We start from the raw sequence: 26,012 nt of genomic DNA on the forward strand, positions 1-26,012 counted from the left end.
CCGTTAACGCCGCCGACCGGCGGCCGACCGGCCGCGCGCGGGACGACGGCGGGGCGATGTTGTCGCATTCGGGTTGGAACGGAGCACCGCCGAGCCAGTTAGGTACGGCCCCGGGGGGGTGAATTTCCGTCCCAGGACGGACCCTTCAAGACGCCACCCGCGTCCGCACAAGGACATCAGTTTCCGATGAGCATGCAGTCCGGTCGCCGCGTCGGTGTCGCCTTCGTTGGCATGGGAGGCGCCGTCGCCACCACCGCCATCGCCGGCATCGAGATGATCAAATCCGGCTCCAACCGTCTCGACGGGCTGCCGCTCGCCGGTCTCTCCGTGGCCGGCATGGCCGACTACAAGGACCTCGTCTTCGGGGGCTGGGACCTGAACGGCGACGACCTCGCCTCCGCGGCGAGCGGGCACGGCGTGCTCTCGAAGGACGACATCGAGAACGGCGCCCAGGTCCTGAAGGGCATCACGCCCTGGCCGGCGGTCGGCAGCGCGAAGTTCTGCAAGAACATCGACGGTCAGAACCGGATCGTCGCCAAGGACCACCGCGAGGCGGTCTCGGTGATCGCCAACGATCTCCGCCGCTTCCAGAAGGAGAGCAACCTCGACGACGTGGTCGTGGTGAACCTCGCCTCCACGGAGCGCTGGCCCGACCTCAACGACCCGACCCTGAACTCCACCGCCGCCTTCGAGAAGGGCCTGGATTCGAGCGACGAGGCGATCTCGCCGGCGATGCTCTACGCCTACGCGGCGATCAAGAGCGGCATCCCCTACGCCAACTTCACCCCGAGCGTCGCCGCCGACGTCCCGGCGCTCCTCGACCTCGCCAAGGAGCTGAACGTCCCGGTGGCCGGCAAGGACGGCAAGACCGGTCAGACCATGATGAAGACGGTGCTGGCCCCCGCCTTCAAGGCGCGCGCCCTCCACGTCGACGGCTGGTTCTCGACCAACATCCTTGGCAACCGCGACGGCCTCGCCCTGAACGATCCGAACTCGCTGCAGTCGAAGCTCAACACCAAGGGCACGGTGCTCGACTCGATCCTCGGCTACCCTGTCGAGGACCACCTCGTACACATCCACTATTACCGCCCGCGCGGCGACGACAAGGAGGCCTGGGACAACATCGACGTCACCGGCTTCATGGGCCAGCGGATGCAGATCAAGGTGAACTTCCTCTGCAAGGACTCGATCCTGGCCGCGCCGCTCGTCATCGAGATCGCCCGCGTCCTCGATCTCGCGAGCAAGCGCGGCGACGGCGGCGTGCAGGAGCAGCTCTCGACCTTCTTCAAGGCGCCGATGGTCAAGAACGGCCACGGTCCGGAGCACGCCTTCGGCAAGCAGGAGCAGATGCTCCGCGACTGGCTGGGCGTGCACTAGGCTTCGTCAGAACCAGGGGGCGGCTTTTCGGAACGAGACGATGCCAAGCGAGACTGAGCCGCCCCGTTCCGGCGCCGCCGCGCCGGAAGCGCTGCGCGACCTTCTGGTCGAGATGAACGACCTCAAGCGCGTCCGCTCCGCGGGCCGTACGGGCTCGATCGCCGAGCGGCTGTTCGCGCAGGGCTGGGGGCTGCTGACCGGCGGCGCCGCGCCGGACGACGTCGCCCTCGACATCGCGGCCGTCACGCTGGCCGCGACGCGCCTCTGCGACCTCGACGCGGCCTTCCTGACCGCGGCGGGGCTCTCGGATGAGGCCGCCTCCGCGGTGCTCGTGGCGGGGTTCGACGCCGTTACCGGAGAGCTCGATCCGGACCTCCGCGACCGCCTGCGCGCGCGGCTCGCGCCGCGTCCGGCCGGCCGGCCCGGGCCGCTGCCGGGCTTCGTCGGCGCCCTGGCGCAGCAGCCGCGGGCGGGCGTCACCTGCCCCAGCCGCGCCCGGATCCTGCTGGAGCCGCCGGAGAACCACGCCGAGCACTGCCTGATCGTGGCGGTCTACGGGGTCTGCCTCAGCCCGTTCTACCGGGCCGATCCCGGCACCGTGTTCCTGGCCGCGATGGCCCACCACTTCCACAACGCCGCCATGCCGGATGCCGGCTTCACCGGCGAGATGCTGCTCGGCGACCATCTCGGCCCGATCATGGCCACCACCACCGCGTGGGCCCTCGCCGAGCTCGACGCGCCCCTGCGAGCCCAGGTCGAGCGCGCCCGGGCGGTGCTGCCCGACGACGCCACCGCCGAGGGCCGCGCCTTCCACGCGGCCGACTGCATCGACCGCGTCCTCCAGATCGCCCAGCACCTGCGCGGGGCCTCGACCACGATGGGGATGGTGCTCGACGAGTGGGAGCTGGTCCATGCCGGCCCGGTGAAGGGCTTCCACGATCGTGTCCTCGCCGACATGCGCATCCCTTGATCGCCGGACCCGGTCGCCCATCTGCCCGGGCGGCCCCGAGAACCATGATCCCGTTCGAACTCAGATCGCCGGACACCGGCAACCCGCTGAAGGCCGATGGCCCGCACGCCCTGCGCGACGCGGAGACCGGCGCGCGCTGGCCCGTGATCGACGGCATCCCGTACCTGCGGATCAACCGCGCGGCCCTGGTCGAGCGGGTGCTCGCCCATCTCGACGCCGGCGAGCCCGACGAGGCGCTGGCCGCGCTGCTGGTCGATCAGGACGATTGGTGGAACGGGCCGCCGGCCGATCCCGCCGGGATCATCCGCCTGATCAAGACGCGCCGCGAGGCGACCCTCCGCGACGCGGTCGAGCTCCTCGGCTGGGGCCGCGTCGGCGACTACTTCCTGCACCGCTGGAGCGACCCGACCTTCCTGGCCGGCCTGTCGCTGCTGGAGGCGCACTGGAACGAGCCGGTCTGCGTCTTCGAGTTCGCCTGCGGCATCGGCCACTACCTGCGCGAGCTGCAGCGGCGCGGCTGCAAGGTCGCCGGCGCCGACGTAGTCTTCGCCAAGCTCTGGGTCGCGCGCCACTGGGTCGTGGCCGAGAAGGCGCAGCTCGTCTGCTTCGACGCCGGCTCGCCCCACTGGCCGATCCCTGGGGCGCCGGTCGACCTCGTCGTCTGCAACGACGCCTTCTACTTCCTCGACGACAAGGCGGCGCTCCTCGAGAACCTCCGCCAGAACGCCGGCGACGACGGCTGGCTGGCGCTGAGCCACATCCACAACCGCGACTGCCCGGGCTTCTCGGCCGGACGCGCGGTGACGGCCGAGGAGATCGCCGAGTTCTTCCCCGACGCCCTGGTCTACGACGACGCGGAGCTGACCCGGGCGCTGGTCGAGGCGCGGGCGCCGGGCCCGCAGGACCCCGCCGCCCTGCGGAGCTGCGAGGCGTTCTCGGTGGTGTGCGGTCCCGGGATGCGACCGGCGCCGCGCGCCCTGCTCGACGGCCTCACCCTGCCGAAGCCCGGCACCGTGCTGCGGCTCAACCCGCTCTACGTGCCCGAGGGCGGCGGTTACGTCATCCGCTGGCCCTCGGAGCGCTACGAGGCGGAGTATGCCCCCCGCGCCACGTACCCGCTGCACTCCCCGGGACCGGAGTCGCTGACCTTCGACGAAAGCCTCGATGCGTCGGAAACGCAGCGCGTGCGCGTGCGCGAGTTCGTCGACCTGCCGGAGCGGTGGTGATGGACGCGGTCGGCTGGGGCATCGTCGGTTACGGCTGGGTCGCCCGCGACTACATGGAGCCCGGCATCCGCGCGGCCGGACACCGGCTGGTGGCGGTCAGCGATCCGAACCCGGAGAGCCGCGCGGCCGCCGAGCGGGCCGGTGCCAGCGTCCACGCCGATCTCGCCGGCCTGATCGCCGAGCCCGCGGTCGAGGCGGTCTACGTGGCGACGCCGAACCACCTGCACCGCGGCGCCGTCGAGGCGCTGGCCGCTGCCGGCAAGGCGATCCTGTGCGAGAAGCCCATGGCGGCGACGCTGGCGGATGCCGAAGCCATCGCGCACGCCGTCGACTCCCAGAAGATCTTCTACGGGACGGCCTTCGACCAGCGGCACCACCCGGCCCACCGGACGATCCGCGCGCAGGTCGAGGCCGGCCGGCTCGGCACCGTGACGACCGTACGGATCGTCTACGCCTGCTGGCTCGGTCGCGACTGGTCGGAGGCCGGGCAGCCCAATTGGCGGATCGACGCCGCCCAGGCCGGCGGCGGCGCCCTGATGGACCTCGCTCCGCACGGGCTCGATCTCGTGGACTACCTGCTCGGCGAGCCGATCGCCGACCTCGCGGCCCTCACCCAGACCAAGGCCCAGGATTACGCCGTCGACGACGGCGCCCTGCTGATCGGGCGCACGCGGAGCGGCGCACTGGCGAGCCTGCACGTCGCCTACAATTGCCCCGACGCGCTGCCCCGCCGCCGCCTGGAGGTGGTCGGCACGAAGGGTCTGCTCGTCGCCGAGAACACGATGGGCCAGACGGCCGGCGGCTCGCTGACCTTCGTCGACGGCGCCAGCGGGCGCGGGGAACCGCTCGCCTTCGACGCCGACAGCTCGCCCTTCACCGAGCAGGTGCGCGCCTTCGGCTCGGCCCTGCGCCGGCCCGAGGAGCGGGCCGCGTACGCGGCGTCCCGGGACCTTCACACGATGCGGCTCGTCGCCCGCGCCTACGGGCAGGGGTAGCGGACACAGGATACGCAGCCACGGAACCACACCCCGGCATCTCCCACCCACGCCCTCATCCTGAGGTGCCCGCGTCAGCGGGCCTCGAAGGAGGGCTCCAGGGATCGCGCGTCCGACTGGAGCCCTCCTTCGAGGCCTCCGCTGCGCTTCGGCATCTCGGGATGAGGGGATGAATGGGAAGGGGTGCGGCGCACGGTTCGAGGAAGACGGGAACACGACGTGACCAACGCAGACGCCTTCCACGACCAGGATGACCGCGCCCGCCACGAGCGGATCAAGGCGCCGCGCCCCTACCGTTTCGGCGCCAAGCGGCCGATCGAGGGCCTGCCCGAGACCCTGCCCGACCCGGTCAGGGCCTATCTCGACGTGCTGCCGGAGGGGCGCGTCGTCGGCTTCCCGCTGGCGCCACTCGATCGCACCGGCATCCCGGTCTGGTTCGTGGCGCTGTTCCTCGACGACCCGTTCTTCGTCGGCGCGATGCCGTCTGGGATCGGCTACGGCGCCACCGACGACGAGGCGCTGATCGGCGCCGTGGCGGAGATCGCCGAGAACCTGATGCCATCCCTCGCGGTGCTGCCCCGCGCGAAGGAGCGGGCGAGCTATACCGATCTCGCCCGCGTCTACGGTGCCAAGTCGGTCGCCGACCCGCTGACCCTGTGCCTGCCCGCCGGGTCCCCGGTCGGCCGCGACACGGTGCTCGAGTGGACGCCCGCGATCCGCCACGCCACCGGCGAGATCGTCCTGATGCCGCTCGACGTCGCCGCCACCGACTATTTCGAGCTGTCGGAGGGCTACAAACCCTTCACCAACCTGATCACCAACGGCCTCGGCGCCGGGCCCGACGTGCCCTTCGCGCTGGGCCACGGCGTGCTGGAGCTGCTCCAGCGGGACGGCAACGGCCTGCTGTTCCGGGCCCTCGACCAGGGCGTGATGCTCGACCTCGACGGCATCGGCCCGGAGAACGCCGCCATGCTGGCCCGGCTGAAGGCGCTGGGCATCCGGGCGCTGCCGAAATTCGCCACCGACCAGTTCGGGCTGACCAACCTCTACGTCGTCGGCTACGACGAGGATCCGGCGCGCACCCCGGCGCCGATCGCCCTCTCGGCCTGCGGCGAGGCCTGCGACCCGGACCGGGAGCGGGCGCTCCGCAAGGCGCTGCTGGAGTTCCAGGCCGCGCGGGTGCGCAAGACCTTCGGGCACGGCCCCCTCGACATGGCCGCCACGGTGACGCCGCCCGGCTACGTCGACGCCTTCATCCAGAAGGCGCTGCCCAGCCTGGACCTCGAGGAGAGCCGCGCACTCCAGGCCATGCTCGAATGGATCGAGATGCCGGCGGCCGACCTGCGCGGCGTGCTGGCCGACACGGTCTATTCCGAGCGCAGCACGAAGCGATTTACGGAGTTGCCTTCCACTCCGGCCGCCGACGGCCACGCCCGGGGGAAGATCGCCTGCGACCGGCTGCTCGAAGCCGGGTTCGACGTGCTCTACGTCGACTGCACACCGCCGGGCGGCGGGGTCGGCGTCGTGAAGGCGATCGTGCCGGGGCTCGAGGTCGAGACCATGAGCTACTACCGGATCGGCGAGCGCAACACGAGGAAGCTCATCGACCGCGACCATCCGCTCATCCAATTCGGCACCGAGAGCGAGACTTTGCGGCCGGTGCGTCTGACTCCTGAAGCCCTGGAGCGGTTCGGCGGCCAGCCGCTGTTCGACGTGGCCCTGGCCGAGCGGATCGTCGGGCGGCACTATCCGCTCTACCGCGAGCCGGAATCGCACCACGCGCCGTTCCGCCTCGCCCAGCGGAAGGGGAGGGCGGCGTGACGCTCCGGTTCGCCTACAACACCAACGGCGCGGCCAACCACCGCCTCGACGACGCGATCCACCTGATCAAGGCGGCGGGCTACGACGGCGTGGCGCTCACCCTCGACATCCACCACCTCGACCCCTTCGCCGACACCTGGGCGGCGGAAGCCGGCCGGGTGGCGAGTCTGCTGGAGAAGCTGGAGCTGACCTGCGTCATCGAGACGGGCGCCCGCTTCCTCCTCGATCCGTCCGCCAAGCACGAGCCGACGCTGGTGACCGCCGACGCCGCGGGCCGCGCCCGGCGGGTCGGCTTCCTCAAGCGGGCGATCGAGATCGGCGCCATGCTCTCCGCCGAGGCGGTCTCGTTCTGGGCCGGCGTTCCGAAGCCCGGCGTCGATCCCGGCGAGGCGCGGCGCTGGCTGGAGGAGGGGCTGCACGAGGTCGCCTCGTTCGCCGCCGAGGCCGGTGTCGTGCCCTGCCTGGAGCCCGAGCCCGGCATGCTGATCGAGACGCTCGACGACTACGCTTCCCTCTCCGTGCCGGGCTTGAAGCTCGCCCTCGACACCGGTCACTGCCTCGTCACGGGCGAGCGCGAGCCGGCGGCCGCCGTGCGGGAATTCGCCGACCGGATCGGCACCGTGGCGATCGAGGACATGAAGCGCGGCAGCCACATCCACCTGCCGTTCGGCGAGGGCGACATGGACGTGCCGGGTGTCTTGGAGGCCCTGGAGGCGGTCGGCTTCGGCAAGCTGATCTGCGTCGAGCTGTCCCGCGAGAGCCACCGGGCCGACGTGATGATCCCGCAGGCGCTGGACTATCTCCGCGGCTGTCGGCGCCCCGGCCCGGTCCTGGCCGGCGAGCAGGAGACGCGGCGGCAATGGCAGTGAGAGCCGAACCGCGGCAAGGCGAGAATCGGGCACGGGAGAGGGGGCGCCTCGGCGCCTCGCCCGGTCAATGCGAAGGTGCGGCGCGATGAGAATCCTCTTCCTCAGCCGCCGCTATTTCCCGGCGATATCGGGCATGAGCGTCTACGCGCAGAACCTGCTGCGCGAGCTGGTCGGCGCCGGCCACGACGTCACGATGATCTCGCAGTACCGGGGCGACGCCTTCGGCACCCGGGTCTACGGGGGCGGGCCGCCCCCGCCGGTGCCGGGCGTACGGGTGATCGGCCTGGAGCAGCTCGGCGAGCAGGCGTCGGGTGACTTCGAGCGCGACATCGCCGCGATGGTGGACGCGATCTGCCGCGAGCACGCCCGACAACCCTTCGACATCCTGCACGCGCAATACGGTTACCCGACCGGCTGGGCGGTGCTGCTCGCCGCGCGCGAACTCGGCGTGCCGAGCGTCGTCTCGATCCAGGGCGGCGACGGCCACTGGGTCGGCTCCTGCTGCGAGACCCACCGGGTCGCCATGTGCGAGGTGCTGGCCCACGCCAACGCGCTGCTGATCGGCGGCGCCTCCTTCGTGGACGAGGTCTGCGAGCGGCTCGGGTCGGACCCCGCCCGCTTCACCATCGTGCCCGGCGCGGTCGACACCGACCGGTTCGCGCAGGGCACGCCCGACGGGCTGCCCGCGCCCCATCCGGGCCAGGTGCGGCTGTTCTACCACGGCCGGGTCGACCGCCGGAAAGGCGTGCTCGACTTCATCGAGGCCCTGGCGATCCTGCGCGCGCAGGGCACGCCGTTCGCCGCCACCATCTCGGGGATCGGGCCCGACGTGGACCCGGCCAAGGCGCTCGCCGCCGAGCGCGCCTTCTCGGAGCGGGAGATCGCCTTCACGGGCTACGCCGAGTACGCCACCGTGCCCGACCTCTACCGCCGCGCCGACGTGTTCGTCTCGCCGACCTACGCGGAGGGCTTCTCCAACACGATCCTGGAGGCGCTCGCGGCCGGGCTCGCCACCGTCTCGTGCCACGCGGTCGGCGTCTCGGACTGCCTGCGCGACGGGGAGAACGGGTTGCTGGTGAACCCGGGCGACGTCCCGGCGCTGGCCGCCGCGCTCACCCGGGTCATCGCGGACGCGGATCTGCGCCGCCGCATCGCGACGGCCGGCCTGGAGGAGTGCCGCCGCGTCTACTCGTGGCACGCGGTCGGGCGGCAGATCATGGACGTCTACGCCCGCGTGCGCGGCGAGCGGCCGGCCACCGGCTTCTCGCCGGATCTGCCCCACGATCCGACTTGTCGCTTCCGCGCCGAGCCGCACCTGCTCTGAGCGCGGGTCGGAACCCATCGAGACCGTCGCACCCCGGACCATGCCCACCGCGCTCGCCCTCTCGCCCCATCTCGACGACGCGGCCTTCTCGTGCGGCGGCCTCCTGGCAAGCCTCGCGCAAGCTGGCTGGCGCGTTGTGATGGCGACCCTGTTCACCGGCAGCGTCGCCGAGCCGAGGGGCTTCGCGCTCGCCTGCCAGCTGGACAAAGGGCTCGGACCGGAGGTCGACTACATGGCCCTGCGCCGGGACGAGGATGTCCGGGCTGCCGCGGCGCTCGGCATCGCGCCGCCCGTCCACCTGCCGTTCCGGGAGGCGCCGCACCGGGGCTACGGCTCGGCGCCGGAGCTCTTCGCCGACACGCGCGCCGACGACGGCGTCGCGGCCGAGCTCGCACCGGCCATCGCGGGGCTGATCGCCGCCGGGAGTCCCGATCTCCTCCTGGCTCCGCAGGCGATCGGCGGGCACGTCGATCATGTCCAGACTGTGCGGGCGCTGCGCGGCCTCGCGCCGGCCCAGCCGATCCTGTGGTGGCGCGACTTTCCCTATACGGTGCGGGAGGCCGCCCCGAAGGCGCCCCTCGCCGACCTGTTCGCCGACCTCGCCGAGCCGGCGATGCGCCTCGCCCCGGAGGCCCAGGCCCGGAAGCGCGCCGCCTGCGCGGCCTATGCCAGCCAGATCGGCTTCCAGTTCGGCGGCGTGGCCGGCCTCGACGCGCGCCTAGCCCGGGAGGAGGGCACCGAGCGCTTCCGCCGGTCGGGCCGCCTCGGCCTCACGATCCCCGGCCTCGATGCCGGCTGAGCCGCGGGCGCCGAAGGCGCTGGCCGATCCGGAAGCCCTCGCGGCCCGCCGCGCCCTGATCGACAGCCCCCACATCGCACCGATCCGGGCGCTGGCGGCGCGCGTCGCGGCCGAGCGCGGCGCCCCGGTCCCGGCGCCCGACCCCCTGGACGGCGGCGTCGGCGCGCGGATGCTCCTCCTCCTCGAGACCCCCGGCCCGGCGGTCCTGCGCACCGGCTTCGTCACCCGCGACAGCGCGAACGGCACGGCCGCGAACCTGTTCCGCTTCCTCGCCGAGGCCGGGCTCAGCCGGGCCGACACGCTGATCTGGAACGCGGTCCCCTGGCTCATCCACGCCGAGGGCGCCCGCAACCGGGCGCCCCGCCGGGCGGAGGTGGCGGCGGCCGCGCCCTATCTGGCCCCGCTCCTCGACCTGCTGCCGCGCCTCGCCGTGGCGGTGCTGGCCGGCCGCTTCGCCGGCGAGGCCGCGCCCGCCCTCGCGGCGCTCCGCCCCGACCTTCCGGTGATCCGGGTGCCGCACCCGAGCCCGACCTATGTCTGCACCGCGCCGGAGGTGCCGGAGCGGATCCGGCGCGGCCTCGCGGAAGCGGCCGCGATCCTCGATCGGACCTCCGGCTGAGGATAGATCGCCCGTCACGGGCCTGCCTTCCCTGGCCTTGCGCCCCGGTTCGGCCTACATGCGGGGCAACGGGCCGCGGTCCGGGAAATTCCGGCACGGGCTGACGGCCTTCGGGCCGGGCCGCGCAGCCGGAAGGGCGGACGCCGATCGGCATGAATTTTCAGGGACAGCACCGGAGCCCGGCCGAGCCGGTCGAGCCGGTCCAGCACGATGCCGAAGCGGGCTCGAAGCGGAAGAGCCGGCGCAGCCGCTATGCCTGGATCGGCACGGCGGCCAGCATCGTGCTGTTCGCCGTCTCCCTCGGCGTCCTGTGGAAGCTCGTGCAGAGCGTCAGCTGGGCGGAGGTGCGCAGCGCCATCGCGGCGGCGACCGCCGAGCAGCTCGGGCTCGCCTTCCTGTTCGTCGGCATCAGCTACCTGTTCCTGACCGGCTACGACGCGCTGGCCCTGCGCCAGCTCAAGATCAAGGTGCCGTACCGGATCACCGCGCTCGCCTCCTTCACGAGCTACGCGGTGAGTTTCACTCTCGGCTTCCCGCTGCTCACCGCCGGGACGATCCGCTACTGGATCTACGCCCGGCAGGGGCTCTCGACGGCCAAGATCGCCGCGCTCACCGTCATCGCCGGCTTCACCTTCTGGCTCGGCATGGGCGTGGTGCTGGGCCTGAGCCTGATCATCGAGGCCGGCCAGCTCGCCGGCCTCGCCTTCACGTCGATCCGGATCAACCAGGGCGTCGGCCTCGCGGCGCTCGCCCTGGTGCTCGGCTACCTCGCCTGGGTCTCGGCCAAGAAGCGCAGCATCACCGTCAAGCAGTGGCGCCTGGAGCTGCCGGGCGCCTCGGTCTCCATCGGCCAGATGATCGTCGGGATCGGCGACGTCTGCGCGGCGGCGGCGGTGCTCTACGTCCTGCTGCCGCAGGAGACGACGCTCGGCTTCACCACCTTCCTGGCGATCTACGTGCTCGCCGCCATGCTGGGGATCGCGTCGAACGCGCCGGGCGGGATCGGGGTGTTCGAGGCGACGATCCTGCTCGCCCTGTCGAGCCTGCCGCGCAACGAGGTGCTGACCTCGCTGCTGCTGTTCCGGGGCTGCTACTACGTCGTGCCGTTCGTGACCGCCCTGGCGATGCTCGGGCTGTACGAGATCGTCAAGCGCGCGGGCGGCGCCCGCGATCCCGGGCCTCCGGAGGGCACGGCCGGCCCGTCCGGCCGGGCGTGGCACGACGAGTCCGAGCCCCGCTGAGCGGCCGGCCGCGCCCGCCATGTCCGGCCGCCTGCGCAGCTCCCCCGCCTGGACCGGCGCCGCGATCGCCGCGGGCCTGCTCGGGCTCGCCACCGCGCTGGCCGGGCGGCTCGATCTCCCGCTGATCCTGATCGGCCTCGCGGCGGTCTGCCTGGGCGGCTGGCTCGGCGGGCGCGGCCGCGAGGCGCCCGCGCCGCGCCCGGCCGCCACCACGCCGCGCCACGCCGTCGCCGAGGCGCTTCTCGCCCACGTGCCGGACCCGGTCATCCTGGTCGACCGGCGCACCCTGGTGCTGGAGGCCAATCCCGCCGCCCGGGCGCTCCTGCCGGCCCTCCACCAGGCCCGGCCGCTGTCCTTCGCGCTCCGCGACCCGGAGGTCCTCGACGGCATCGAGGCGGTGCTGAGTTCGGGCCTCCCGCGCCGCGTCGCGCTGTCGACCCGGGTGCCGCTGGAGCGGACCTTCGATGTCCAGATCGGCGCCCTGCCGATGCCCGACGGGTCCGGCGTCAGCGCGCTGCTGTTCCTGCGCGACCTCACCGCGGCCCGGCGCCTGGAGGCGATGCGGGTCGACTTCGTCGCCAACGCCAGCCACGAGCTGCGCACGCCGCTCGCCACCCTGATCGGCTTCATCGAGACCCTGCAGGGGCCGGCCCGCGACGACGCGCAGGCCCGGGAGCGCTTCCTAGAGATCATGCGCGTCCAGGCCCTGCGGATGACGCGGCTGATCGACGACCTGCTGTCGCTGTCGCGGATCGAGCTGCGCGAGCACGTCGCCCCCACCGCGGTGGTCAATCTCGGGGCGCTCGCCCGCCAGATGGTCGACGCCCAGGGCCCGCCCGCCGAGGCGCGGGGCGCCACGATCCGGCTGGAGGAGGGTGCGGGCCCCTACGCGGTCCCCGGCGACGCCGACGAGCTGGCGCGGGTGATCGAGAACCTGATCGAGAACGCCGTGAAGTACGGCGGCGGCCAGATCAGCGTCGGGCTCGCCCGCGAGGACGACCCGCGCCTCGGGCGCCGCGTCGTCCTGTCGGTGGCCGATGACGGGCCGGGCATCCCGCCCGAGCACATCCCGCGGCTGACGGAGCGCTTCTACCGGGTCGACGTCACCTCGAGTCGCGCCCGCGGCGGCACCGGGCTGGGGCTCGCCATCGTCAAGCACAGCCTCAATCGCCACCGCGGCCGCCTCGCCATCGAGAGCGCGACCGGCGAGGGGACGACCGTGCGGGTCAGCCTGCCCGAGTACGGCGCCGCGCCGCCTCGGTTCGCGGCCGATCAGGCCGGCCCGGTATAGGAGCCGATCCCGAGCCCGGTCTCGACCCGCCCGACCCAGGCGCGGATCGCCGGGTAGTCCGTGAGGTCGAAGCCCCCCTCGTGGGCCATGCGCGTGTAGGCGACGAGCGCCACGTCGGCGAGGGTCAGGATCTCGCCCGCCATGAAGGCCGAGCGCCCGAGGGTGTCCTCCATCAGCCGCAGGGCGTCGGCGCCGCGCTCCGCGAGCTTCGGGTCGAGATCCTCGGGCGCCCGCTTGAGGTAGTGGAGCTGGTAGCGGCGGACCGCGATGTAGGGCTCGTGGCTGTACTGCTCCCAGAACATCCACTGCAGCATCCGGGCGCGGGGCAGGGGCTCCGCGGGGACCAGCGCGGAGCCTTCCGCGAGGTAGACGATGATCGCGTTCGATTCCGACAGCACGGTGCCGTCGGGCAGGACGACGATCGGCACGCGGCCGGCGGGGTTCAGGGCGAGGAACTCGGGTTTGCGCGTCCCGCCGCCCGGGACGTCGACGTCGCGCCAGACCGCCGGGATGCCGAGATGCGCCGCGACCCACTTGACCTTGAGGCAGTTGCCGGAACCCGGGTCGCCGTAGATCGTCAGCGGCTCGCTCATCGGTGTCCCCGTCGCTCCGGTGGGCGGTGACCTTGGCCGGACGGGCGCGATTCGACAACGGCCGCGGCCCGCATCGACCGGCCGGATCCGGAGCCTTGCCCGCGAACCCTTGACCTTCCCATCATGGGAAGCTCCATCTGACCGGGCATGGATGCTTCCAACCGGACCACCGCCATGTCGAGATCCGTCGCCCTGACCCTCCCCGTCGAGGGCATGTCCTGCGCCTCCTGCGTCGGCCGCGTCGAGCGCACCCTCGCGGCGCTGCCCGGCGCCCGTGACGTGGCGGTGAACCTCGCCACCCACCGCGCCAGCCTCGTCCTCGACGGGGCGACGAGCCCGGGCGACGTCGCGACGGCGCTCGCGGATGCCGGCTACCCCGTCCCAGAGACGCAGAGCCTGCTGGCCGTGGACGGGATGTCTTGCGCGAGTTGCGTCGGCCGCGTCGAGCGGGCGCTGGCCGCCGTGCCGGGGGTGACCGGCGCCAGCGTCAACCTCGCCGCCGGCCGGGCCGCGATCCGCCATCCCGAGGGGGTGGTGCCGATGGACGCGCTGGTGGCGGCCGTGGAGGCGGCCGGCTACGAGGCCCGGCCGGTCGAGGCCGGCCACCCGGTCGACCCTTCCGCCCGTCAGGCGGAAGAGGGGCGCGCCCTGCGCCGCGACCTGATCGTCGCCGCCCTGCTGTCGGCGCCCGTCGTGGTCCTCGACATGGGCGGCCACCTCCTGCCCGCGCTGCACGGCGGCCCGGTGACGGCCCTGGTCCAGGCCGCGCTGGCCACCCTGGTCCTCGCCGGCCCGGGGCGGCGCTTCTTCCTGCGCGGCGTCCCGGGCCTCCTGCGCAGCCATCCCGACATGAACGCCCTGGTCGCCCTCGGGGCCGGCGCCGCCTACCTGTACTCGCTGGTCTCGACCCTGGCTTCGGACCTCCTGCCGGCCGGCGCGGCGCACCTCTACTTCGAGGCGAGCGTCCTGATCGTCACGCTGATCCTGCTCGGCCGGACGCTGGAGGCCCGCGCCAAGGGGCGCACCGGCCAGGCGATCGCGCGGCTGATGGACCTGACGCCGAAGACCGCCCGGGTCATCCGCGACGGCGCGGAGACCGAGGTTCCCCTCGACGCCCTGCGCCTCGGCGACGTCGTCCGGGTGCGTCCGGGCGAGCGGGTGGCGGCGGACGGCGCCGTGGTCTCCGGCACCAGCCACGTCGACGAGAGCATGGTGACGGGCGAGCCGGCGCCGGTGCGCAAGGGCCCGGGCGATCACGTGGTCGGCGGGACGCTCAACGGCCGCGGCAGCCTCGACCTGCGGGTCGAGGCCGTGGGGGGCGCCACCGTGGTGGCGCAAATCGCCGCCATGGTGGAGCGCGCCCAGGGCGGCAAGCTGCCGATCCAGGCGCTGGTCGACCGCGTCACCGGGCGGTTCGTCCCGGCGGTGATCGGCATCGCCGCGGTGACCTTCCTGGCCTGGCTGGCGCTGGCGCCGGCCCCGGCGCTGGGTCCGGCCCTGGTCAACGCCGTCGCGGTGCTGATCATCGCCTGCCCCTGCGCCATGGGGCTGGCGACGCCGACTGCCATCATGGTCGGCACCGGGCGCGCGGCGGCGCGCGGCGTGCTGTTCCGCGACGGCGCGGCGCTGCAGGGCCTGCGCGACGTGCGGGTGGTGGCCCTCGACAAGACCGGCACCCTGACCGAGGGCCGCCCCCGGCTCACCGAGATCGTCCGGGCCGCGGGTGTCGCGGAGGACGCGGTGCTGGCCCTCGCCGCCGCGCTGGAGACCCGCTCCGAGCACCCGCTGGCCGGCGCCGTCGTGGCGGCGGCCCGCGAGCGCGGCCTCGACCTGCCGGAACCGGACAGCTTCGAGGCGGTGGCGGGCTTCGGGATCGCCGGACGGGTCGCGGGCCGGGCCGTGGCCCTCGGCGCGCCGCGCTACCTGGAGCGTCTCGGCGTCGCCCTCGACCCGGATCTCGCTGCCCGGGCCGAGGTGCTGGCGGGCGCGGGGCGGAGCCCGATCCACCTCGTCCTCGACGGGCGCCACGCCGCGATCCTGGCGGTGGCCGATCCCGTGAAAGCCGGCGCCCGCGCGGCGGTCGCGGCCCTGAAGGCGCGCGGCCTCGCGGTGGCGATGGTCACGGGCGACGATCCCGTCACCGCCGCTGGCGTGGCGCGGAGCCTCGGCATCGACGCCGTGGCCGCCGGGGTGCTGCCCGGCGGGAAGGTCGAGGCGGTCCAGCGGTTCCGGGCGGAACACGGGCCGGTGGCCTTCGTGGGCGACGGCATCAACGACGCGCCGGCGCTGGCCGAGGCCGATGTCGGACTGGCGATCGGCACCGGCACCGACATCGCCGTCGAGAGCGCCGACGTGGTGCTGATGTCGGGCGATCTGGAGGCCCTGGTCGAGGCCCTGGCGCTGTCGCGGGCGGTGATGGCCAATATCCGCCAGAACCTGTTCTGGGCCTTCGCCTACAACGCCGCGCTGATCCCGGTGGCGGCCGGCGTGCTGGTGCCGTTCGGCGGCCCGGCCCTGTCGCCGATCCTGGCCGCGGGCGCCATGGCCTTCTCGAGCGTGTTCGTCCTGGGCAACGCCCTGCGGCTGCGCCGGGCCGGCGGGCGTCCCGCGGCGGCCGAGGGGCCCGCGCTGGCCGCGAGGCCGGCATGAGCGCGGCGACCCTCACGATCGGCGAGGCGGCGCGCCGGACCGGCGTCTCGGCCAAGATGATCCGCTGGTACGAGGCGACCGGCCTGCTGCCGCCGGCCGCCCGGTCCGAATCCGGCTACCGCCATTACGGTGAGGCGGACCTGCACACGCTGCGTTTCATCCGCCGCGCCCGCGACCTCGGCTTCAGCGTGGACGCGATCGCGGATCTCCTGGCGCTCTGGCGCGACCGCGCCCGGCCGAGCGCCGGGGTGAAGGCGATCGCGCAGGAGCAGATCGCCGATCTGCGCCGCCGCATCGCCGAGATGGAGGGCATGGCCCGGACGCTGGAGCACTTGGCGGAGGCCTGCTGCGGCGACGCGCGGCCGGACTGCCCGATCCTGGACGACCTCGCCGCGGGCGACCATACACCCGCGCCGCGGCGGCGCGGGCGCGGGATCACGGGGCGGGGTGCGGCGTGAGCGGGGCGCCGCGGATACCGAGCTTGGCCGTTGACGGCGGCTCTGGCCCCGGCTTTGCTGGTCCGGCCCACTCGCAAAGGCCACGAGAGCCCCGCCCCGATGCCCGTCCTCGAACGGATCCGCGCCTTCGCCGACACGATGACGGCGTGGCGGCACGACCTGCACGCCCATCCCGAGCTGCTCTACGACGTCGACCGCACCGCCGGCTTCGTCGCCGAGACGCTGCGGTCCTTCGGCTGCGACGAGGTCGTCACCGGCATCGGTCGGACCGGGGTGGTGGGCGTCATCCGCGGCCGGGGACGCAGCTCCAACCGTGCCATCGGCCTGCGCGCCGACATGGACGCCCTGCCGATCCAAGAGGTGCGCGACCTGCCCTACCGCTCCACCGTGCCGGGCAAGATGCACGCCTGCGGCCACGACGGTCACACGACCATGCTCCTCGGCGCCGCCAAGTACCTCGCCGAGACCCGGGATTTCGACGGGGCGGCCGTGCTGATCTTCCAGCCAGCCGAGGAGGGTGGCGGCGGCGGCGAGGCGATGGTCGACGACGGAATGATGGAGCGGTTCGGGGTCGAGTCGGTCTACGGGATGCACAACATCCCTGGCATGGCGGTCGGCACCTTCGCGATCCGGCCGGGGCCGATCATGGCCTCGACCGATCGCTTCACGATCACGATCGAGGGACGGGGCGGCCATGCGGCCCTGCCGCAGAACGCCGTCGACAGCGTGCTCGTGTCGAGCCACGTGATCATCGCCCTGCAGAGCATCGTGTCGCGCAACCTCGACCCGGTGCAGTCGGCCGTGGTCTCGGTCTGCGCGCTGGAGGCCGGCGAGGCCTTCAATGTCCTGCCGCAGACCGTCACCATGCGCGGCACCATGCGCACGCTGTCCCAGGCCGTGCGCGGCGAGATCAAGGCGCGGATCGAGACCCTGGTGGCCGAGATCGCCGGCGGCTTCGGCGCGCGGGGCGGGGTCGCGTACGGGGCGAGCTACCCGGTGACCGAGAACCATCCCGCCGAGACCGATTTCATGGCCGGCGTCGCCGAGGCCCTAGTGGGTGAGGAGAACGTCGACCGGACGGTGGCGCCGATGATGACCGCCGAGGACTTCTCCTACATGCTCGCCCGCCGTCCCGGCGCCTACATGTTCATCGGCAACGGCGACAGCGCCTCGCTCCACCACCCGCACTACGATTTCAACGACGCGGCCGCGCCGTACGGGGCTTCCCTGTGGGCGCGCCTGATCGAGACCGGGCTGCCGCGCACCGCCTGAGCGCGCCCCCAGCCGCACCGTCATCGCGCGCGCAGCGACCCAGCCCACGCCGTTAGAGGTTGCGCAGCCCTGGGTCGCTTCGCTGCGCTCGCGACGACGGGAGGCGATCAGCCGCCGTAGCGGGCCTTGAGCAGCGCGTAGGTCAGCCGCGCCGTCTGGACCTCGCCGCCCTCCGGCCGGCCGGGCTTGGCGGAGGGGTTCCAGCCGTAGAGGTCGAAATGGCCGTGCGCCTTCGTGTTGGGCGCGAAGCGCCGCAGGAACAGGGCCGCGGTGATCGCCCCCGCGAACGGGCCGCCCGACACGTTGTTGAGGTCGGCCACCTTGGAATCGAGCAGGCTCGCGTAGGGCGCGTGCAGCGGCATGCGCCAGACCGGGTCGATTGCCGCCCGGCCGGCCCGCGCCACTGCCTCGGCCAGCGCGTCGTCCTCCGTGAAGAAGGCCGGCAGGTCCGGCCCGAGGGCCACCCGGGCCGCGCCGGTCAGGGTCGAGAAGTCGAGGATCAGGTCGGGGGAATCCGCGTCCGCGAGGGCGAGCGCGTCGGCCAGGATCAGCCGGCCCTCCGCGTCGGTGTTGCCGATCTCGACGCTGAGCCCGGCCCGGCTCGGCAGCACGTCGCCGGGGCGGAAGGCGTTGCCCGCGACCGCGTTCTCCACCGCGGGGATCAGCAGGCGCAGGCGCAGGTTCAGGCCCGCGCCCATGACCATGTCGGCGGCGGCCAGCGCCGCGGCGGCGCCGCCCATGTCCTTCTTCATCAGCAGCATCGCGGCCGACGGCTTCAGGTCGAGGCCGCCGGTGTCGAAGGCGACGCCCTTGCCGACCAGGGTCACGCGCGGCGCGTCCGCCGGCCCCCAGGTCAGGTCGATCAGCCGCGGGGCCCGGGGCGACGCGGCGCCGACCGCGTGGATCAGCGGGTACCCCTCGGCGAGGGCCGCGCCTTCCGTGACGGCGACGGAGGCGCCGTGGCGCGCGGCCACCGCCCGGGCGGCCGCCTCGATCTCGGCGGGTCCGAGATCGTTGGCCGGCGTGTTGACGAGATCCCGGCCCAGCGCCACCGCGGCGGCGATCTGCTCCACCTCGGCCGCGTCGATGCCGGCGGGCGCCGCGAGCCGGGCCTTCGTGCCGCCGCCGGACCGGTAGCGGCCGAAGCGGTAGCTCCCCATCAGCCAGGCGAGGGCGGCCTCGGCCGGCTCGGGAGCGTTGTCCAGGCGGAAGGTCCCCTCCGGCAGCAGCGCCGGCAGCTTGCCGGCGAGGAGCCTGTCGTAGGCCGCGGCCTCCGGATCGCCGAGGCCGAACAGGACGCGCGCGAGGCCGCCGTCCGGGCCGGGCAGGAGCGCGAGGCTGCCCGCCTTCGGCTTGAAGCCGATGGCCCTGGCGAAGCTCCGCTGGGCGGGCTCCAGGCCGGACTCGACCGCCGCCCAGCCCCCGGTGGTGACCAGCGTCACCGGTACGGCCTGGGTGTCGCCGGGCAGGAGCCCGCGGGTCGTCGCCGGAATCTCGGCCTGGGTCATGTGCCTCTCGCGTGCCGCCCGGACCGGCGGCTTAACCGGTGATTAGGGTTAACGCTCTATCACCGGCCGGCCGGGAGCGTGAAGCGCGTGCCATCGCGTCCGGTCCCGATGCCGGCGGAGCGCACCATGATGACGGCCCTGTTCCGGGTCACCCGATCCCAGGCACGCCCCGGACGCCGCGCCGCCCTCGCGGCCGCCGTCGTCGCGCTGGGCCTGGCCGGCTGCAACACCCGCTCGCCCGAGACGACCGGGTCGATCGGCCCCCTCGGCGGGCCGTCCGCGGCCGCCGCGGCGCCCTCGCGGCAGGACATCGACCGGCTGGCCGAGCGCTACAACGCCGACCCCGCCGACGGGCGCACGGCGATGGCCTACGCCCGCGCCCTGCGGGCCACCGACCAGATCGGCCAGGCCTCGGCGGTGCTGCAGCAGGCCGCCCTGCGCAACCCGCGCGACCAGGCCTTGCTCGGTGCCTACGGAAAGTCGCTGGTCGAGGCGGGCCGCTTCCGCGAGGCGATCGACGTGCTCTCCAACGCGCACACGCCCGCCAATCCCGACTGGCGCATCCTGTCGGCGCAGGGCTCGGCCTCCGCCCAGCTCGGCGAGCAGGCCCGCGCCCAGGGCTTCTACGAGGCCGCCCTCAAGATCCGCCCGAACGAGCCCTCGCTCCTGTCCAATCTCGGCCTGTCCTACGCGCTGTCGCGCAACCTCGATCAGGCCGAGCAGACCCTGCGCCTCGCCGCCGACCAGCCCGGCGCCGACGCGCGGGTGCGCGCCAACCTCGCCATGGTGCTCGGCCTCAAGGGCCGCTTCGCCGATGCCGAGGCCGTCCTGCGCCGCGACATGAGCGCCGAGGAGGCGGCCACGAACGTCGCGTCCCTGCGCAGGCTCGCGGCCCAGCCGAATCGATCGAAGGCCCTGTCCGTCGCGGGTGTGCCCGGGCAAGGGTAGGGCGCCCGCGCCACGCGACTCCGGCCCTTCTGCGGGCTCGCGGACGTACGCAGCAGCACCGGCAACACCCGTGCGGCTCTCCGCTCCCGCTCGGGAGAGGGGGCCTGTCGCGCTCGGCCGCCACCGTCGATGCCCGCTGGAGATGCGCGAGTCGCCCAGGCCTCCGCGGCGCGCGCCCAGTCGCCGCCACGGTCCCCGACAGGAAAACGCACCTGTCATGACGACCCGGTAGCGGCCAGATTCGAAAAGTTCTATATCCCTCCGCGGCTGCGCCGCGCGGCATCACGGGCGTCCAAATCGCCCCCGCGCATCGTCCTGCCCGGGCACTCCCGGGGCGGCGCGCGCCCGTCGGGCGCTACACAGGCCGAACACGGATCTCGTAGCGCAGGTCTTGCCTGCGCGTGTTCGACAACCCGCAGCGAGGATAGAACCAGCCGTGCCCTCACTCGACAGCTTCAAGGCCCGCCAGACGCTCGAAGCCGGCGGCAAGACCTACACCTACTATTCCATTCCCGCGGCCGAGAAGAACGGCCTCGCCTCGGCGGCCGCGCTGCCCTTCTCCATGAAGGTGATCCTGGAGAACCTGCTCCGCTACGAGGACGACCGCTCGGTCAAGAAGGCCGACATCGAGGCCGCCGTCGCCTGGCTCGACCAGAAGGGCAAGGCCGAGGTCGAGATCGCGTTCCGCCCCTCCCGCGTGCTGATGCAGGACTTCACCGGCGTCCCGGCGGTGGTCGACCTCGCGGCCATGCGCGACGCCATGGTGGCGCTCGGCGGCGACCCGCAGAAGATCAACCCGCTGGTGCCGGTGGACCTCGTCATCGACCACTCGGTGATCGTCGACGAGTTCGGCACCCCGAGGGCGCTGGCCGACAACGTCGCCCTCGAATACGAGCGTAACGGCGAGCGCTACACCTTCCTGAAGTGGGGCCAGTCGGCCTTCGACAACTTCTCGGTGGTCCCCCCGGGCACCGGCATCTGCCATCAGGTGAACCTGGAATACCTTGCCCAGACCGTCTGGACGAAGTCGGAGAACGGCGCCGACGTCGCCTATCCCGACTCGCTCGTCGGCACCGATTCGCACACCACCATGGTCAACGGGATGGCCGTGCTGGGCTGGGGCGTCGGCGGCATCGAGGCCGAGGCGGCCATGCTCGGCCAGCCGCTCTCGATGCTGATCCCCGAGGTCGTGGGCTTCAAGCTGTCGGGCAAGCTGCCCGAGGGCACCACCGCCACCGACCTCGTGCTCACCGTCACCCAGATGCTGCGCAAGAAGGGCGTGGTCGGCAAGTTCGTGGAGTTCTACGGCCCCGGCCTCGACGACATGGCGGTGGCCGACCGGGCCACGATCTCCAACATGGCCCCCGAGTACGGCGCGACCTGCGGCTTCTTCCCGGTCGACCAGAAGACCATCGACTTCCTGAAGGTCACCGGCCGCTCCGACGACCGGATCGCCCTGGTCGAGGCCTACGCCAAGGCGCAGGGCATGTGGCGCGACGCCCAGACCCCCGACCCGGTCTTCACCGACACGCTGGAGCTCGACATGGGCGAGGTCCGGCCCTCGCTCGCCGGCCCGAAGCGCCCGCAGGACCGCGTGCTGCTCGACGGCGCCAAGCCCGGCTTCGCCGCCTCGATGGAGACCGAGTTCAAGAAGGCCGCCGACCTCGCGCGCCGCTACCCGGTCGAGGGCACCAACTTCGACATCGGGCACGGTGACGTGGTGATCGCCGCGATCACGAGCTGCACCAACACGTCGAACCCCTCGGTGATGATCGGCGCGGGCCTGCTCGCCCGCAACGCCGTCGCCAAGGGCCTGCGCTCCAAGCCGTGGGTGAAGACCTCGCTCGCGCCCGGATCGCAGGTGGTCGGCGAGTACCTGGAGAAGTCCGGCCTGCAGGAGCCGCTCGACGCGCTCGGCTTCAACCTCGTGGGCTTCGGCTGCACGACCTGCATCGGCAATTCCGGCCCGCTGCCGGAGGCGATCTCGAAGGCGATCAACGACAACGACGTCGTCGCCGCGGCGGTGCTCTCGGGCAACCGCAACTTCGAGGGCCGCGTGAACCCCGACGTGCGGGCGAACTACCTCGCCTCGCCGCCGCTCGTGGTGGCCTACGCGCTCGCCGGCTCGATGCAGATCGACATCACCACGGAGCCGCTCGGCCAGGGCTCCGACGGCAAGCCGGTCTACCTCAAGGACATCTGGCCGTCCTCGGCCGAGGTGCAGCAGTTCATCGAGGAGAACATCACCTCGGCGCTGTTCAAGTCCCGCTACGCCGACGTGTTCGGCGGCGACCAGAACTGGAAGGACGTCGAGGTCACCGAGGCCGAGACCTTCGCGTGGAACCCGGGCTCCACCTACGTGCAGAACCCGCCCTACTTCGTCGGCATGGAGAAGACCCCCAAGCCCGTCGAGGACATCGAGGGTGCGCGCATCCTCGGCCTGTTCCTCGACTCGATCACCACCGACCACATCTCGCCGGCGGGCAACATCCGCGCGGCCTCGCCGGCCGGCGAGTACCTGCAGTCGCACCAGGTGCGCGTGCAGGACTTCAACCAGTACGGCACGCGGCGCGGCAACCACGAGGTGATGATGCGGGGCACCTTCGCCAACATCCGCATCAAGAACCAGATGGTGAAGGACGCCTCCGGCGGCGTGGTCGAGGGCGGGTGGACGCATTTCCAGCCGTCCGGCGAGAAGATGTTCATCTACGACGCGGCGATGAAGTACGCCGAACAGGGCACGCCGCTCGTCATCTTCGCCGGCAAGGAGTACGGCACCGGCTCGTCGCGCGACTGGGCGGCGAAGGGCACGAAGCTGCTCGGCGTCCGCGCCGTGGTGGCCGAGAGCTTCGAGCGCATCCACCGCTCGAACCTCGTCGGGATGGGCGTGGTGCCGCTGGTCTTCCAGGGCGACACGAGCTGGCAGTCGCTGGGCCTGAAGGGTGACGAGACCGTCACCATCAAGGGCCTCGCCGGCGAGCTGAAGCCCCGCCAGACGCTCACCGCGGAGATCAAGTCCGCCGACGGCTCGGTGAAGCAGGTCCCGCTGACCTGCCGCATCGATACGCTCGACGAGCTCGAGTACTTCCGCAACGGCGGCATCCTGCCCTACGTGCTGCGCTCGCTCGCGGCGTGAGCCTCCGGAGGGCAGCGTCCCCGCTGCCCGCGCGGTAATCAGGCGGCGCCCACCGGGTGCCGCCTGACTCGTTTTCGGTCGGTGCCGTCGTCCGACGCGCCACCCCGTCATCGCGAGCGCAGCGAAGTGATCCAGGGCAGCGCGACGGAGGAAGTCCTTGCGCCGGCTGGATTGCTTCGCTCCGCTCGCAAAAACGGTGGTGACTGATAACCTCGCTTCTGTCGCCGAGCAGGTCGTTTCGCTTGCGCGCAACCTTGTTTCGCGCGCGGGCCGCCCCATAACCCGGCTCCTGAAGCCAGGATGGGACCCCGATGAAGCACCTCAGCAAGACACTCGTCGCCGCCGGCCTGACGGCCCTGCTGTCGAGTGCGGCCTTCGCCGCGCAGGTCGAGCGCGTCCGCGGGACCGTCGACAAGGCCGACGGCGGCACGGTCACGATCAAGACCGACGACGGCAAGACCGAGACCGTCGACGTGAGCGGCGCCAAGTTCGCCTGGGTTGTCCCGTCGAGCCTCGACGCGATCAAGGACGGCGTCTTCATCGGCACCGCCACCAAGGGCGAGAACCCGATGACCGCCCTGGAGGTCGTGCTCTTCCCCGAGTCGATGCGCGGCACGGGCGAGGGCCATTACGGCTGGGATTCGATCACCGACCACACCGCGGGCGCCGGCGCCAAGGTGAAGAGCGCGATGACCAACGGCACCGTGAAGGCCGAGTCGCCGAACGCCCCGAAGGTGAAGAGCGCGATGACCAACGGCACCGTGAAGGCCGACAAGGCGGCCTCGGGCGGCGAGCGCACGCTGACGGTGAGCTACGGCAAGGACGGCTCCAAGGAGATCGTGGTGCCGGCCTCGGCGCCGATCGTGGCCTTCGAGCCCGCCGACAAGGCGATCCTGACCCCCGGGTCGAAGGTGTTCGCCGTGGTCGCCAAGGACGGCAGCAAGGCCGAGGGCAAGCTCGTGGCGGTCGGCAAGGACGGCCTGACCCCGCCCATGTGAGGGCGGCAGCCGCTGCGGGCGCCGGACAGACCGGCGCCCGCAGCGGCGGTCCATACGGCCTCCGGACGGCGCGTTGACGAGGAATCCGCATACAGTCGGCGCCGGACTGGATTAAAATCGACGTCTCAGCGTGTCGCGCGCTGGCACCCTGCACACAAATCGCGCATCGTCCGCCGCCGCGAGGCCCGCCAACGAGGCCGCGGCGGAGGAGTCCATCATGGGTGCTGGAGTGGCAGGCGCGATCGCGCCTGAGGGAACGCCGAGTCTGTTGTCGCGCGAGCGGATCGTCGCCAAGCCGGGCTTCAACCGGTGGCTGGTGCCGCCGGCGGCGCTGGCGATCCATCTCTGCATCGGGATGGCCTACGGCCTGTCGGTGTTCTGGCTGCCGCTGACCCGGGCGCTCTCCGTGGGCAAGCCGGCGCCCGCCGCCTGCCCCGACATGGGCGTGATGACGGCCCTGTTCACCACCACCTGCGACTGGCGGGTCAGCGACCTCGTCACGGTCTTCTCCATCGGCATCGTCGTGCTCGGTCTCTCGGCCGCCCTGTTCGGCGGCTGGCTGGAGCGAGCCGGACCGCGCAAGGCCGGCATCGCGGCGGCCCTCTGCTGGGGCGGCGGCTTCCTGATCGGCGCCTTCGGCGTCTACATCCACCAGCTCTGGCTGGTCTGGCTCGGCATGGGCCTGATCGGCGGCATCGGCCTCGGGCTCGGCTACATCTCGCCGGTCTCGACCCTGATCAAGTGGTTCCCGGACCGGCGCGGCATGGCGACCGGCATGGCGATCATGGGCTTCGGCGGCGGCGCGATGATCGGCTCGCCCCTGGCCGACAGCCTGATCAAGAGCTTCCGGACCGCCGATTCGGCCGGCGTCTGGCAGACCCTCGCGGTGATGGGCGTGGGGTACATCCTGTTCATGCTGGGCGGCGCGTTCGGCTACCGGGTGCCGCCGGCCGGCTGGCGCCCGGACGGCTGGACCAGCCCGACCGCCAAGAACGCCATGATCGCTTCGGGGCACGTCCACCTGCGCGACGCCCACAAGACCGTCCAGTTCTGGATGATCTGGCTCGTCCTGTTCCTCAACGTGTCGGCCGGCATCGGCGTGCTGGCGCTGGCCTCGCCGATGCTCCAGGAGATCTTCGGCGGCGAGCTGATCGGCCTGCCCGGCACCGGCTTCTCGGCCCTCGACGCCGGCCAGAAGGCGCAGGTCGCGGCCATCGCGGCCGGCTTCGTCGGCCTGCTCTCACTCTTCAACATCCTGGGCCGGTTCTTCTGGGCCTCGATGTCGGACCGCATCGGGCGGAAGGTCACCTACGCGATCTTCTTTGCCCTGGGCGGCCTCCTGTACGCGGCGGCACCCTGGGCCGCCGGCATCGGCTCGCAGGCGCTGTTCGTCGCGATCTTCTGCGTGATCCTGTCCATGTACGGCGGCGGCTTCGCGACCGTGCCGGCCTATCTCGCCGACGTGTTCGGCACGCAGTTCGTGGGCGCCATCCACGGGCGCCTGCTCACCGCCTGGTCGATGGCCGGCATCGTCGGGCCCTTCGTCATCACCAAGATCCGCGAGGCGCAGGTCGCCGCGGGCGTGCAGGGGGCCGATCTCTACGGCCGGACCATGTACGTGCTGGCGAGCTTCCTGGCGGTCGGCTTCCTCTGCAACCTGCTCGTCCGGCCCCTGGCGCAACGCTGGTTCATGTCCGATTCCGAGCGGGCCTCCCTGGACGTCCGCGCCGGCGCCACGGCCTCGGGGCCGTCCGGCTCCTTCGGGATCGGCCGTGGCGGCTTCAGCGCGGGGGCCGCGCTGGCCTGGGCGGTGGTCGGCATCCCGATCGTCTGGGGCATCGGCATCACCCTGTCGAAGGCGTTCATCCTGTTCCGCTGAGCGGGCACGCTCGGTTGTGGCGGGCCCGGCGGGCCGCTA

At 72.7% G+C, this 26,012-nt stretch carries 20 protein-coding genes; 18 read left to right on the forward strand and 2 right to left on the reverse strand.

What is annotated here, in order from left to right; all coding sequences use genetic code 11:
- The first annotated feature begins 186 nt into the window (after positions 1-186).
- From ABIC30_RS15055 to ABIC30_RS15105, 11 genes are all read left to right on the forward strand, one after another.
- Positions 187-1,377, forward strand: coding sequence for an inositol-3-phosphate synthase (locus ABIC30_RS15055; RefSeq protein ID WP_020092589.1), 1,191 nt, complete (start codon positions 187-189; stop codon positions 1,375-1,377).
- Positions 1,378-1,417: 40 nt separating this feature from the next.
- The gene (locus ABIC30_RS15060; protein ID WP_020092588.1) at positions 1,418-2,347 is read left to right on the forward strand and encodes an HD domain-containing protein; all 930 of its coding nucleotides are present in this window, start codon (positions 1,418-1,420) and stop codon (positions 2,345-2,347) included.
- 44 nt (positions 2,348-2,391) lie between these two features.
- The gene (locus ABIC30_RS15065; protein WP_020092587.1) at positions 2,392-3,573 is read left to right on the forward strand and encodes a class I SAM-dependent methyltransferase; all 1,182 of its coding nucleotides are present in this window, start codon (positions 2,392-2,394) and stop codon (positions 3,571-3,573) included.
- Complete coding sequence (locus tag ABIC30_RS15070; RefSeq protein ID WP_020092586.1) at positions 3,573-4,568, forward strand: Gfo/Idh/MocA family protein; 996 nt, start codon at positions 3,573-3,575, stop codon at positions 4,566-4,568. Before ABIC30_RS15065 ends, ABIC30_RS15070 begins: the two co-directional genes overlap by 1 nt.
- Positions 4,569-4,787: 219 nt before the next feature.
- Positions 4,788-6,389, forward strand: coding sequence for a YcaO-like family protein (locus ABIC30_RS15075; protein WP_354455619.1), 1,602 nt, complete (start codon positions 4,788-4,790; stop codon positions 6,387-6,389).
- Entirely contained in the window at positions 6,386-7,258 is an 873-nt protein-coding gene (locus ABIC30_RS15080; protein ID WP_020092584.1) for a sugar phosphate isomerase/epimerase family protein, read from the forward strand. Before ABIC30_RS15075 ends, ABIC30_RS15080 begins: the two co-directional genes overlap by 4 nt.
- 85 nt (positions 7,259-7,343) lie before the next feature.
- On the forward strand, positions 7,344-8,582 hold the full coding sequence (locus ABIC30_RS15085; protein WP_354455620.1) for a glycosyltransferase family 4 protein: 1,239 nt from the start codon (positions 7,344-7,346) through the stop codon (positions 8,580-8,582).
- A gap of 40 nt (positions 8,583-8,622) precedes the next feature.
- Complete coding sequence (locus ABIC30_RS15090) at positions 8,623-9,381, forward strand: PIG-L deacetylase family protein (RefSeq protein ID WP_020092582.1); 759 nt, start codon at positions 8,623-8,625, stop codon at positions 9,379-9,381.
- A complete protein-coding gene (locus ABIC30_RS15095; protein ID WP_020092581.1) occupies positions 9,371-10,000 on the forward strand; it encodes a uracil-DNA glycosylase in 630 nt (209 codons plus the stop codon). Before ABIC30_RS15090 ends, ABIC30_RS15095 begins: the two co-directional genes overlap by 11 nt.
- A gap of 152 nt (positions 10,001-10,152) precedes the next feature.
- Positions 10,153-11,241: a lysylphosphatidylglycerol synthase domain-containing protein gene (locus tag ABIC30_RS15100; RefSeq protein ID WP_020092580.1), complete on the forward strand. Its 1,089-nt coding sequence runs from the start codon at positions 10,153-10,155 to the stop codon at positions 11,239-11,241.
- A gap of 19 nt (positions 11,242-11,260) precedes the next feature.
- Positions 11,261-12,532 carry an ATP-binding protein gene (locus ABIC30_RS15105; RefSeq protein ID WP_354455623.1) on the forward strand — a complete coding sequence of 424 codons (1,272 nt, stop codon included), beginning with the start codon at positions 11,261-11,263 and terminating at the stop codon, positions 12,530-12,532.
- On the opposite strand, the gene ABIC30_RS15110 is transcribed toward ABIC30_RS15105, so the two are convergent.
- Positions 12,514-13,125, reverse strand: coding sequence for a glutathione S-transferase family protein (locus ABIC30_RS15110; protein ID WP_020092578.1), 612 nt, complete (start codon positions 13,123-13,125; stop codon positions 12,514-12,516). The two genes, ABIC30_RS15105 and ABIC30_RS15110, sit on opposite strands and share 19 nt — an antisense overlap.
- A gap of 174 nt (positions 13,126-13,299) precedes the next feature.
- On the opposite strand from ABIC30_RS15110, the gene ABIC30_RS15115 reads away from it, so the two are divergent.
- From ABIC30_RS15115 to ABIC30_RS15125, 3 genes are all read left to right on the forward strand, one after another.
- The gene (locus ABIC30_RS15115; protein WP_354455625.1) at positions 13,300-15,774 is read left to right on the forward strand and encodes a heavy metal translocating P-type ATPase; all 2,475 of its coding nucleotides are present in this window, start codon (positions 13,300-13,302) and stop codon (positions 15,772-15,774) included.
- The gene (cueR, locus tag ABIC30_RS15120; protein ID WP_091679471.1) at positions 15,771-16,232 is read left to right on the forward strand and encodes a Cu(I)-responsive transcriptional regulator; all 462 of its coding nucleotides are present in this window, start codon (positions 15,771-15,773) and stop codon (positions 16,230-16,232) included. The genes ABIC30_RS15115 and cueR overlap by 4 nt, the downstream gene beginning before the upstream one ends.
- Before the next feature lie 99 nt (positions 16,233-16,331).
- Entirely contained in the window at positions 16,332-17,504 is a 1,173-nt protein-coding gene (locus tag ABIC30_RS15125; RefSeq protein ID WP_020092575.1) for a M20 aminoacylase family protein, read from the forward strand.
- Between the two features lie 107 nt (positions 17,505-17,611).
- On the opposite strand, the gene ABIC30_RS15130 is transcribed toward ABIC30_RS15125, so the two are convergent.
- Positions 17,612-19,012: a leucyl aminopeptidase family protein gene (locus tag ABIC30_RS15130; protein WP_354455628.1), complete on the reverse strand. Its 1,401-nt coding sequence runs from the start codon at positions 19,010-19,012 to the stop codon at positions 17,612-17,614.
- 129 nt (positions 19,013-19,141) lie between these two features.
- Between ABIC30_RS15130 and ABIC30_RS15135 the strand changes: the two genes are divergently transcribed.
- The 4 genes from ABIC30_RS15135 to ABIC30_RS15150 all read left to right on the forward strand — a co-directional run bounded on the left by ABIC30_RS15135 (position 19,142) and on the right by ABIC30_RS15150 (position 25,973).
- On the forward strand, positions 19,142-19,960 hold the full coding sequence (locus tag ABIC30_RS15135) for a tetratricopeptide repeat protein (protein ID WP_056526184.1): 819 nt from the start codon (positions 19,142-19,144) through the stop codon (positions 19,958-19,960).
- Between the two features lie 436 nt (positions 19,961-20,396).
- Entirely contained in the window at positions 20,397-23,096 is a 2,700-nt protein-coding gene (gene acnA, locus ABIC30_RS15140) for an aconitate hydratase AcnA (protein WP_354455630.1), read from the forward strand.
- A gap of 311 nt (positions 23,097-23,407) precedes the next feature.
- Positions 23,408-24,094: a hypothetical protein gene (locus tag ABIC30_RS15145; protein ID WP_020092571.1), complete on the forward strand. Its 687-nt coding sequence runs from the start codon at positions 23,408-23,410 to the stop codon at positions 24,092-24,094.
- 217 nt (positions 24,095-24,311) lie between these two features.
- Positions 24,312-25,973, forward strand: coding sequence for an OFA family MFS transporter (locus ABIC30_RS15150; RefSeq protein WP_051123735.1), 1,662 nt, complete (start codon positions 24,312-24,314; stop codon positions 25,971-25,973).
- The last annotated feature ends 39 nt before the right edge of the window (positions 25,974-26,012 follow it).

Origin of the sequence: Methylobacterium sp. 1030 (genome assembly GCF_040544715.1) — a bacterium.
Taxonomy (GTDB): Bacteria; Pseudomonadota; Alphaproteobacteria; order Rhizobiales; family Beijerinckiaceae; genus Methylobacterium.

What these genes read in the sequence shown, in the direction of transcription:
- ABIC30_RS15055 (WP_020092589.1), top strand. Translation starts at nt 187, where the DNA reads ATGAGCATGCAGTCCGGTCGCCGCGTCGGTGTCGCCTTCGTTGGCATG.
- ABIC30_RS15060 (WP_020092588.1), top strand. Translation starts at nt 1,418, where the DNA reads ATGCCAAGCGAGACTGAGCCGCCCCGTTCCGGCGCCGCCGCGCCGGAA.
- ABIC30_RS15065 (WP_020092587.1), top strand. Translation starts at nt 2,392, where the DNA reads ATGATCCCGTTCGAACTCAGATCGCCGGACACCGGCAACCCGCTGAAG.
- ABIC30_RS15070 (WP_020092586.1), top strand. Translation starts at nt 3,573, where the DNA reads ATGGACGCGGTCGGCTGGGGCATCGTCGGTTACGGCTGGGTCGCCCGC.
- ABIC30_RS15085 (WP_354455620.1), top strand. Translation starts at nt 7,344, where the DNA reads ATGAGAATCCTCTTCCTCAGCCGCCGCTATTTCCCGGCGATATCGGGC.
- ABIC30_RS15090 (WP_020092582.1), top strand. Translation starts at nt 8,623, where the DNA reads ATGCCCACCGCGCTCGCCCTCTCGCCCCATCTCGACGACGCGGCCTTC.
- ABIC30_RS15095 (WP_020092581.1), top strand. Translation starts at nt 9,371, where the DNA reads ATGCCGGCTGAGCCGCGGGCGCCGAAGGCGCTGGCCGATCCGGAAGCC.
- ABIC30_RS15100 (WP_020092580.1), top strand. Translation starts at nt 10,153, where the DNA reads ATGAATTTTCAGGGACAGCACCGGAGCCCGGCCGAGCCGGTCGAGCCG.
- ABIC30_RS15105 (WP_354455623.1), top strand. Translation starts at nt 11,261, where the DNA reads ATGTCCGGCCGCCTGCGCAGCTCCCCCGCCTGGACCGGCGCCGCGATC.
- ABIC30_RS15110 (WP_020092578.1), bottom strand. Translation starts at nt 13,125, where the DNA reads ATGAGCGAGCCGCTGACGATCTACGGCGACCCGGGTTCCGGCAACTGC.
- ABIC30_RS15115 (WP_354455625.1), top strand. Translation starts at nt 13,300, where the DNA reads ATGTCGAGATCCGTCGCCCTGACCCTCCCCGTCGAGGGCATGTCCTGC.
- cueR (WP_091679471.1), top strand. Translation starts at nt 15,771, where the DNA reads ATGAGCGCGGCGACCCTCACGATCGGCGAGGCGGCGCGCCGGACCGGC.
- ABIC30_RS15125 (WP_020092575.1), top strand. Translation starts at nt 16,332, where the DNA reads ATGCCCGTCCTCGAACGGATCCGCGCCTTCGCCGACACGATGACGGCG.
- ABIC30_RS15130 (WP_354455628.1), bottom strand. Translation starts at nt 19,012, where the DNA reads ATGACCCAGGCCGAGATTCCGGCGACGACCCGCGGGCTCCTGCCCGGC.
- ABIC30_RS15135 (WP_056526184.1), top strand. Translation starts at nt 19,142, where the DNA reads ATGACGGCCCTGTTCCGGGTCACCCGATCCCAGGCACGCCCCGGACGC.
- ABIC30_RS15145 (WP_020092571.1), top strand. Translation starts at nt 23,408, where the DNA reads ATGAAGCACCTCAGCAAGACACTCGTCGCCGCCGGCCTGACGGCCCTG.
- ABIC30_RS15150 (WP_051123735.1), top strand. Translation starts at nt 24,312, where the DNA reads ATGGGTGCTGGAGTGGCAGGCGCGATCGCGCCTGAGGGAACGCCGAGT.